The organism is Bradyrhizobium sp. IC4060, from assembly GCF_020193715.1.
GTDB lineage: Bacteria > Pseudomonadota > Alphaproteobacteria > Rhizobiales > Xanthobacteraceae > Bradyrhizobium > Bradyrhizobium yuanmingense.
Window position 1 is genome coordinate 1 of sequence record NZ_JADYVJ010000036.1, and the last position, 10,104, is coordinate 10,104.

Sequence of the window (10,104 nt, forward strand, 5' to 3'; positions counted from 1 at the left end):
GCGCCAAGCGCAAGAGCGGCCTCATCAAGCCGCCGACCGCCGGTGACGGCCCTCCGGTCGGCTCCGCCTCCCTCCGGCCCGTCACCGGCGGAAACAACCTTCAACCGAGATCATAATGCCGATGGTGGGGGCAGTTCTTCATGACGCAAAGGGGGCAGTTCCGGATGGCGTTTGACAGCTTAGCGGCGCGTACTAGTTTGCGAGATGTGGTTTGCCGCCTGCACTCCACCCAGTGAGAGCACACCAAGTTGCTGGGGGGGAACCAGCTCTCATGCATTCTTCAGTAGAGAGCTTGTAGATGCCTCCGGCCCAAGCCGACTCGGCGTGCGCGCCGCGCATCGTGTGACTGCGGCATACGCAGGAGCGTGAGCCAAGCGACTTTGACCCGGCACTAGGGACCTATGCTGAGACGAAACGGGCGAGGAAGTTAAACTGGTAGCAACCCCGGCATACCCGCTGAGCGCCTGCCCATTTCCGAGTGCGCAGGGCGGGAAGCTCCGGAGCTGTACGCAAGAACGTTGAGCGCCGAACTGATTCGGCCCTAGATTTCCTCTCATTCGTCTGCACGTCATAGACCCGGATTTCAAGCATCGGAAACCGCTTCTTTAATTCTGCTCGACCTGCCGTGGCACCGTCTTTGGTCGCGAATTCGGCTCTGAGTTGGCCATCTACTTCAAGCGCGTAAGATGAGACCGGTACTTCCCGAACGACTGCGACCATCTCATTCCCATTATGTAGTGAGGTGCTAAGGAACGATGTGTAGCTTGAGTCGGCTAAACCGCACCAGAGCTATTCGCCCCGAGTGCGCGATGGGCAAACACGTATTGTGGACTGAAACCTCACACTGAATTGCATCAGGATGGCACTCGCGATTGTCCGAACACGTCGGCAGCTTGCCCACGCCCGGTGCATCCACGGCAAAGCCCGCGGCTCGATATCGCAGCCTTTCCAATTCCTGGAGAAAACGGGCGCTGATGCCAGCGTTCCTGGGTAAGCCACTTGAGATCGCGGGGAACCGTCACTACCAAAGAGCGGCGGCCCGTAGCGCCGCCTGAGCCATAAACAGTTCAATTCTTGTACACACGTCTGGGCAGTAGCACCAACGACGATGGTGCCGCGCGGAGGAGCCAAATGCCATAATGCGATTGGTATCAACGATCATCTCGTCTGGCGTAACAAGGAACGGATTTGCGCGGTTTGCTCGAACAAGAACGCTTCATTTACGCGGCGAGCGTTGAGGCTGAACTCCATCGCGTCTTTGTCTAACCCGGTCAGAGCGAGCCAGACCAGATCCTTTTTGAACATCTTTTTCGTGACAAGACTTTGGGGCGAATTTCCTCGCCCTCGTCGGAACTGTCCGGTTTGCCGATGGAAGTCATCACCAACCATGGCAAGGTTGCTCCTCAACGCCTGACTCAGCCGCAAGCGCCGACGCTTCATAGTCGCTCACTTTTTGCAAGGAGGAGCACAGCATTCCGAGGGTCGGGTTTGTCCAGCATCGCGAGTTCGGCGCCACGCGGAGGATCTCCTCCTTAGGTTCAACGGTACAGTACGCTTCCGGTGAGAGAGCCGCCGATGCTCGAAGGACACCGCCGCACGCACGGGAAGAAAGCTCTTGATCCTTACGCAGCGTCAGGTCGTAGGTTCGGTCTCACGCCAAGCTCTCATAAAGCACACATCGAAGCCGGCGGAATCTACATCTGTGGTCGAGCAATCGAATGTATCGGCACCGTATCGTGCGTGAACATGGATCAGTAGCGAAAGGTTATTGTCGGGATGAAGCACCGCGGAATTATGTTCGCATTGATCGCTCTCATCACATCTCCGGTTTTCGCCGCGACACTCAGCGGTGCTCCGCGCATCCTCGACGGCAATACAATCCAGATCGAGAAAACGACCGTTCGTCTCTCAGGCATCGAAGCTCCTGAGACGGATCAGATTTGCCTCGACGCACAGGGCCGGAAATGGGCCTGCGGCGTAGCTGTTCGCGACGAGCTCATCAAGCATTCGAATGGGCGAACGTGGGATTGTCATACCGAAAGAGTCGATGAGTATCGGCGAGCCCTCGGCAGCTGCTTCATCGAAGGCGAGGATATAAACGCCTGGATGGTACGCTCGGGCTTGGCGCTATCGGCTGGTGCATCTCACCATACCTACCTTGTTTCTGAGTTGGCGGCCAGCACAGCCCATGCGGGGCTGTGGTCCGGCGCGTTCATCGCGCCCTGGGACTGGCCTCGCCGCAATAGGGGTACGATTATCGTGGGCGCGACGTCGGTTCCGGTCGACGCTCAGGAAGTCCTGCTTGGATCCGTCCTGCTATCGGAACCGCCGTCCCCCGAGTGCCTGATAAAAGGCACTGTCGAGCGCAGAGGCGAGCGCATTTATTACCTGCCAGGGCAACCCGGTTACGAACAAATCGGCATGACGAAGAAGCGCGGCGAACGCTGGCTCTGCAGCGAAGCGGAAGCCGAAGCCACCGGGTGGCGTAAGGCCGTGCCATGAGGCGACACATGCAAGCAGCCCATTCTCAAGACATGTCCCATTTAAACAAGCACGCGCGTTCGCGCCGGTCACTGTTGCTCTTTGCTGCTTCGACAGCTTTCCTGCGGTTCGGCAGTAAGATTGTCGACGCGAAGGAAGCAAAAGGCCCGCCCAAGCCAAACAACCTGCTCTCGCCAGATGCTGCCCTGAGTCGGCTGCTGAAGGGGAACGATCGTTATGTCCAGGGCGCATCACGAGTCGACGATTTCAGGCGCGAGCGGCCGGTCTTGGTTGAGGGACAAAATCCATATGCAGCGGTTCTGAGCTGCGCCGACTCCCGCGTGGTCCCCGAACTTGTCTTCAACAGCGGACTAGGTGATCTGTTTGTCTGCCGGGTCGCCGGCAACTTCGCTAACGATGATACGCTCGCCAGTATGGAATACGCGGTTGCCATACTCAACACGCCGCTGATCCTCGTACTTGGCCACGATCATTGCGGTGCGATAGACGCCACGATCAAGTCGCTCCATGAAGATAAGCGGCCGCCGGGGCACATTTCATCCCTGGTCACTGCACTTTCTCCTGCAGTGAAAGCATCTGGCGACCAAGCCGGCGACGCGTTCGCCCAAGCAACCCGACAAAATGTGATCAATAACGTCAACAAATTCAAATCGACGGGTCCGATTCTGAACGCCGCAGTCGAGCAGAACCGACTGAAGGTCGTCGGGGGCCTGTATCGGATCGACACCGGCAAGGTCGATATTGTGAGCTGATGCCAGCACCTTCACACTCCCGGCAAATCGTCTGCTGCCTGATACAGCGCTTCTGTTCCGCGCCGTTTTATTGGTTCATCGTCTACAACAAATACGCCGGATGCTATCCGCTCCACAATTGTCATCGCTTCAGGAACCCTTAGATATGCGCGGCCTCTTAATTCTTCTCGTGTTATACGCACTCATGTTGGCAACGCGCGGCCAGCATCAAGAAACACACATAGCGCGTCCGGCAGCATTCATGCCTCCTGGTTGAACCGCCAACCCAATGGAGGTGTTCAGGCAGCAGATCGCATCGCGAAGCATTGCAGGCTCTGAACTCCAGAGCACGCGACGATCCCGAGAGCTTCTCAGCTCCGAGCGGGCAAGGCATCCACGGTCCTGCTTTTATAACCGAGCTCAGCCAGGGCCGAGGATCACATAGTACAACCAGCAAGACTGCCCGGCCTGGGGCTGTAAAGCAACATGCTACCCGCATCAGTACCGGACAGCCCTCCTGCATCAGCCATTTGGGAGACCGCGACCATCGGAAAGCCAGCCGCGCATCAATCGTTCGTTAGATCGTCTCGTTCGCCGTCCTCCATGACGAGCTCGACACGAGAAGAAACTCGACGCTTACAAAGTGCGTCGCCTGTACGCGGAAGCTGGTCGGTTCTAAGCCGCGGCGAGACTTAGCGAATGTTTCGAGTTCTATCTGCACAGCTGACTTCGGTGCGCCAGCAGCCATGTTTCAACTGCGCGCACCGACGGAAATCATCTCGCAACCGCGCTTCCGGAATCAGGCTCTTCAATCACTGAGTCGCTTATGGGAACAGAGCACTAGCTTCAGAACGTGTCGTGCCTGGTCTGTCGCAACGCTCGTGATGCGCGCATAGTTGTCGCAGGAATTTGGCAAACTCGGCCAAGATCGGAAGAATTGGTAGACCGCCGAAGAAAGAGCCGCCAGCGGCCGCAAGAGGGTCGGCCAGTCAGGAATGTGCACGAACTTCTTGCGTTCGGTACGGCAGAACGCGGACAGGCTCCTCTGTTGCTGGCAAGCCCGGAAAGCCCCCGAAACCTGTTCGAAACGCTTCGTCTTCGCTTGCATGAGCGGGGCACTCTTGCAGTCACCTCGAACCACAGTTGATCGTGCAATTACAGCGTCTGGAGCCGCCGTGCGTTTCTTGAACACCTGCGGTCTGGAGGTCAGCTTCTAAGCAAGCGCTCACCAGCAGTCGCACGAGCAGCAAATTTGGGCTGTTGGTGGCGTCAGGAGACCGGAGCGGGACTTAAGCTTAAGCAGGAACGTTGAACCCGGTCGTTGGCGGTCGAGGTCCGCCTCCGTGGTTTTCTTTGCGGCTTGTTGAGTTAATGACATCTTGTGCCTGAAAGCAAACACGGAGACGCGAGCGTTGTGCTGGCATGGCACGGCAGAGTGATCTCGCGCGATTCAGACAAAGTCGGCAGCCATGCTTGATGGCACGTCAATTGCTGGGAAGGCGGGCAAGAGGCCGCAGGCTTGGACGCTCTACCAAGCACAACTCAGGAACTCCAAACTTGGTTCGACCCGGCCTGTCCCAAGTGTGACCACACGTTCATGTGGAGAAGACATGCGCCGCAGGCCCCGATCGACCGCCGGAGAGTCAGTGTGGGAAAGGCGGATCGATGCCGCCGCAGCGTACCGGCTGCTTTGCCGGCCAGCCTCAATGCCAGCGACAACAGCTATATCTCGCTCAGGCTTCCAGCCGCTTAAGTTGGGAAGCTACCGTATGCAATCTCATGCATTCGAGATCAACCGCGACAGGTTTGAGAATGCCGCCCAGCGGGTGCCAAATCACCTGGCCTCGCCATGCGCGCAGTCCATATGAATGAGGCGCGGCGATGATCGGCTCAAGACACGGAGGATGATCTATGAACGCTCCACCAGAAAAGATAACTTCCGGAACCCACGCCGCGACTGCGACCTGGGCTGATCTGTCGCCGCTACTCGTCGACATCCGTGCGCGTCGCAACGAGTTTAGCCGCGCGCAGAAGATTCCAAAAGAAATCATCGACGGCTTCAGACGCGTCGGCGTCTATCGCGCTATGGCTGCCAAGCGATTCGGCGGTGAGGAGCGAACGCCAGCCGATTTTTGTCGGCTGGTCGAGCGCATTTCCGAGGCCGACGGCTCCGCCGGTTGGGTCGCCAGCTTCGGGGATGGAGCTCGCTACCTCGCTGCTCTTCCGGACGACACCCTTCGCAAAGTGTACGCCAATGGACCTGACGTGGTGTTGGCGGGTGCGCTTTTCCCGCTCCAACCCGCTAAGCGATGCGCCGACGGATTTATCGTGAACGGCGTGTGGCCATTCGCTAGCGGCTCACCCGAGGCGGATTTGATAGGAGTTGGTATCACGTTGGAAGACGATCCGAGCGGTGACCTCCCGCGTGTAGCGGTGATGCCGGCCGAGAAGGTGACAATTCGGCCCAATTGGGACGTCATCGGACTGCAAGGCACCGGAAGCCACGATGTCGTGGTCAGCGACGTCATTGTGCCGGAGGAATGGACCTTGATCCGCGGCGGTCCGCCGACACTTGATGGGCCGATCTATCGTTATCCGGCCGTCGCCTTCGCCGCGCAGGCGCATGCCATTGTCGGCATCGGGATTGCGCGCTCCGCAATAGACGACGTAATCGCCATGGCCGAAACCCGTGGCTCGATCACTGGAGCGCCCGTGATGGCTGAGCGCGGCTATGTCCAGCTTGAAATCGCCAAAGCCGAAGCCATGCTACGTTCCGCTCGTTCCTTCTTTTACGAAGCCACGGAGGAGCTGTGGAAGGAGGCGCTCAAGGGTGAGGTAAATCTTGGTACCACGACGCTAATGCGGCTCGCCGCGACGAACGCCGCGCGGCAGGGGGCAGAGGTCTGCAGGATTGCGAGCGGTCTTGCTGGAACTGAGGCGCTCTATAGCACCAGCAATCTAGCACGGGCCATGTGCGACAGCTTCGTGGTTGCCCAGCACGCAGCTTTAAACGAGGGAACGCTCCAGAGCGCTGGCCGCGCCCTGCTGGGAAGTGCAATACAACCGGGTTTCCCATAAAGTGGGGCACGCATGGGCAAGCCACACGCCACGCCGACGGATTACTGCACTTGCGTGATGATGTGGTCTGCCGCTGAGGACATGGCCCCTTGTTTCAATGTGAACAAAGACACCGCTGGGCTCTCTTGATGCCCCTCCATATCCTGGACTACCCTTTCGTTGTCCAAACATACGAGCCCTTATAATCTCTTGGCCCCTGCCCCGATCATTGACGTGGCCGCCCAGGATACACCTGAACTTCTGCGCAACGGCTCGCGGTTCAACTCACGAGCTCTCCAAACCACCACGCAAGCGGGCTCAACTCTCGCACCGGTTGCCTACTTGCCGCTTGGGGCGCACGGCGCGGAAGAAGCTCTCCATGGCCCACTATCCTATCACTCACCCTTGCGGCTCATCGATGCGGCACGCCAGCGCTGGCAACGGCCGTGGGACGTTAATCTGAAGCGTACTGTACACCCGCGATCGGAAAATCGATCAATCATCTTGCCGCTGCTGGCGAATCGGCATCGACGGCGCGGAAGAGGCGCTTCGGCCCGCATGAGGTCGCGCTTCGCCCGGGCGGCTCTCTTTCGGCTGAAGAGATCCATGGCGCCCGCCAATACAGCTAGCCCTATGCCGTTTGGATGGAGTGATATCGGCAAGCCGGGCGCGATTTTGGCTGCGCCGGTGAAGCCACGCGATCAGGTTCGGCGTGATCGGCGTTAGATCCTGGCGAGTGTCGGTGGAGCCGAACCGACGTAGCGGCGCCATGAGCGCGCGAGCGCCGTGCTGCTACATCGGCTGTTCGATCGCCACGCTAGCCCACGGCCCTGCCTTCCTCAGGACGGCGTGGATCCGAGGACTGCGATAGCGCGCTGGCCGCTCCCGCTCGATCGGCCAACGTGCACGCGGGCCCAATGGCAACCGCAGCCGCACTGCCTGTCCGGCTCGCGATAACCGCTCGCCTTGATGATCAACGTTGTGCAGCTGCGGCCAGCATAGAATCCGCTGGTCAGGCCGTGAATGAGACGCTCGATCTGAGTAGCCGCTAGGCACGCGTATTCTTGAGCAAGACATCACCTTCCACTGCGCGCGGATAGTGAGCCGCCACTTCAAATGATGGCAACAAGTTAAGAATGGCTTGCAGGGACAACTGCCCTTCGTAGAGCTCGCGGTCACTATATTCGGTGTAGATGAACCGCGTGTTGCTCAAGGTCCGCATACCGCCGGCGATAACGTCGGCCTCGGCTCCCTGAACGTCCATCCAGATAAAATCGACTCCGTCCAGCTTGGCTTCGCTGCACCAGTCGTCCAGCCGCCGTGTCTCAACGGAGACAGGGTGCTCAAACCGGACCCAATCGTACTCGGTAAGATGGTTTTTTGGACGGCGTATTGAACCGGATAGGTCCCAATCTTTCGCATCGCCATCTGCATTGCTTGGATGGAAGTCGATCGTTCCGTTTCGATCACTGATGGCGATCTCAAACAGCTTCACCCTATTGAGGGATGGGCCGAGCTTCTTCTTGAAGCGCGCGATCGCTCGAGGGTCCGGCTCAAAGCAGTAGAGCTGGGGTTGTGGGCACAGTTCTAGGAACTTTTGCGTATCAGTCCCGTCATTGCAGCCGATATCCAGGATGACTGGATTCGGCTTCTGAAGAAGTGAGACGATGTGCTGATGTACTTCTACGGACGACACAGCTGCTTTTCCATGGTGCGCGGAGATCTGGTGAAATTTCGACTTCAAATCCGCCTTCACACGCCGGAAGCCGCCGCACAACGTATATCAAGGTATAAGATTCATTTATCCGCCAGTCCTCTTGATCCACGAAGCTGTTTGGATGCCATCGGCATCAACCGGAGAGGCTATCCCTCGCGCTGCAATTCTCGAACCTATTGTCGGAAAGTGCGACCTCAGTGAGCCAGATCGTCGTCTTAGCTCTTTCGAGTTGCCGAAAGAGCGCCCTCGTTTGAGCGTCACCTGTCAGATATGGATGCCAATTGCGCAGAATGTGCTCGGCCGACTGATGGCCGCCATCTCAGATTCGCTGCCAGTAGCTCCCGGCGCTCGTGGGCGAGGAACGAAGTCGGCGAAAGCCGGGACGCACGCGTTGCTCGGTGCAATCAAGCTTTCGTGGCGCGTGCAACTTTCTTCAAGTGCTGTCGGCGTACCGACGACCAGGGTCGATTCGGCAGGCTTTGAGCGCCCTGCCACGGCTGGACACGGGCAATCCGGTACGATTCGATGGTGACCTGCCTTGGAGCACGCCACCGCTTACAAGAAACAGCACCTGATCTTTCGAGATCGTTGCATACATATTCGCATGCACGACTACGGTAGATTGGACGAGCCGCTCTTCGATAAAGCTTGTAGACCGCACGCTTCCGGCCACACTGCTAGATTGTACCGTCAGGTAATTAGGTGCGATCCCGACGTCGTCGAAACCCGAGGCCTCTCGATCAGTGCAACCGCCGCCTGAGCAACGTTGAAGTGTCCCGGGGCTCTCTGCGGGTGTTTCGAAGAAGCGCAATGTCTTTTTCACAACACCCGAGTGGGCTGTGCACCTCAGCGCGTTTGCTTCCGGACAAACACACACGCTGCCCGGGCAATGCTTTTACAGAACTGGAAGGATAGATCGCTCAGCGCATTTCTGGCCTGACTCTTGCTACAGTCTACTTGTCACATTGTGCCTAACTTCAACTTGTTCAAACGCTCAGGAGACCTCTATGACTTTCCGTCCGCTTCACGACCGCGTCGTGGTCAAGCGCATCGACGCAGAAGAGAAGACCGCTGGCGGCATCATCATTCCCGACACTGCGAAGGAAAAGCCCTCCCAGGGCGAAGTCGTCGCCGTTGGCCCCGGTGGCCGCGACGAAGCTGGCAAGCTAATTCCGATCGACATCGAAGTCGGTGAGCGGGTGCTGTTTGGCAAATGGTCCGGCACCGAGGTCAAGATCGATGGGCAAGACCTGTTGATCATGAAGGAGAGCGACATTATGGGCGTTCTCACCGATGTGTTCTCCAAGAAGAAGGTCGCCTAATCCTGGGCTTGCACAGCTCACCCTCCTGAGGAGAGCCCACCGGGGCGCTGAAGGATGAATTAAACGGAACTGAGGGAATTCTCTATGTCAGTCAAAGAAGTCAAGTTCGGAGTAGATGCGAGGGATCGTATGCTGCGCGGCGTCGACATTCTCGCCAATGCCGTACAGGTCACGCTTGGTCCAAAGGGCCGCAACGTCGTGCTCGACAAGTCGTTCGGCGCGCCGCGCATCACCAAGGACGGCGTTGCCGTTGCCAAGGAGATCGAACTCGACGACAAGTTCGAGAACATGGGCGCCCAGATGGTGCGCGAAGTGGCTTCGAAGGCTGCGGATGCTGCCGGCGATGGCACCACCACCGCGACCGTCCTGGCCGCCGCAATCGTGCGTGAAGGCGCCAAGTCGGTCGCCGCCGGCATGAACCCGATGGACCTCAAGCGCGGTATCGACCTCGCGGTCGAAGCCGTCGTGGCCGACCTCGAGAAGAACTCGAAGAAGGTCACCTCGAACGACGAGATCGCCCAGGTCGGCACCATCTCGGCCAACGGCGATGCCGAGATCGGCAAGTTCCTCGCCGACGCCATGAAGAAGGTCGGCAACGAGGGCGTCATCACCGTCGAGGAAGCCAAGTCGCTCGAGACCGAACTCGACGTGGTCGAGGGCATGCAGTTCGACCGCGGCTACATCTCGCCCTACTTCGTCACCAACGCCGACAAGATGCGCGTTGAGATGGACGACGCCTACATCCTCATCAACGAGAAGAAGCTCTCCTCGCTGA

The 10,104-nt window shown here is 58.5% G+C and carries 7 protein-coding genes; 5 read left to right on the plus strand and 2 right to left on the minus strand.

What is annotated here, in order from left to right:
• Window positions 1–1,158: 1,158 nt before the first annotated feature.
• On the minus strand, window positions 1,159–1,389 hold the full coding sequence (locus tag I6F16_RS37015) for a hypothetical protein (RefSeq protein WP_157784129.1): 231 nt from the start codon (window positions 1,387–1,389) through the stop codon (window positions 1,159–1,161).
• 387 nt (window positions 1,390–1,776) lie between these two features.
• On the opposite strand from I6F16_RS37015, the gene I6F16_RS37020 reads away from it, so the two are divergent.
• The 3 genes from I6F16_RS37020 (at window position 1,777) to I6F16_RS37030 (ending at window position 6,311) form a co-directional block, all read left to right on the plus strand.
• A complete protein-coding gene (locus I6F16_RS37020) occupies window positions 1,777–2,502 on the plus strand; it encodes a thermonuclease family protein (protein WP_225174717.1) in 726 nt (241 codons plus the stop codon).
• A gap of 8 nt (window positions 2,503–2,510) precedes the next feature.
• Window positions 2,511–3,254 (plus strand): carbonic anhydrase, encoded by a 744-nt coding sequence (locus I6F16_RS37025; RefSeq protein WP_225156258.1) that lies wholly within the window; start codon window positions 2,511–2,513, stop codon window positions 3,252–3,254.
• Window positions 3,255–5,144: 1,890 nt separating this feature from the next.
• Window positions 5,145–6,311: an acyl-CoA dehydrogenase family protein gene (locus I6F16_RS37030; protein ID WP_225174718.1), complete on the plus strand. Its 1,167-nt coding sequence runs from the start codon at window positions 5,145–5,147 to the stop codon at window positions 6,309–6,311.
• A 1,027-nt stretch (window positions 6,312–7,338) separates the two neighbouring features.
• On the opposite strand, the gene I6F16_RS37035 is transcribed toward I6F16_RS37030, so the two are convergent.
• A complete protein-coding gene (locus I6F16_RS37035) occupies window positions 7,339–7,986 on the minus strand; it encodes an FkbM family methyltransferase (RefSeq protein ID WP_036016040.1) in 648 nt (215 codons plus the stop codon).
• A gap of 1,028 nt (window positions 7,987–9,014) precedes the next feature.
• Between I6F16_RS37035 and I6F16_RS37040 the strand changes: the two genes are divergently transcribed.
• Both I6F16_RS37040 and groEL read left to right on the plus strand, forming a co-directional pair.
• Complete coding sequence (locus I6F16_RS37040) at window positions 9,015–9,329, plus strand: co-chaperone GroES (protein WP_036016041.1); 315 nt, start codon at window positions 9,015–9,017, stop codon at window positions 9,327–9,329.
• 84 nt (window positions 9,330–9,413) lie between these two features.
• Window positions 9,414–10,104 (plus strand): chaperonin GroEL (gene groEL, locus I6F16_RS37045; protein WP_225174720.1); only part of this gene is annotated, 691 nt, incomplete at its 3' end.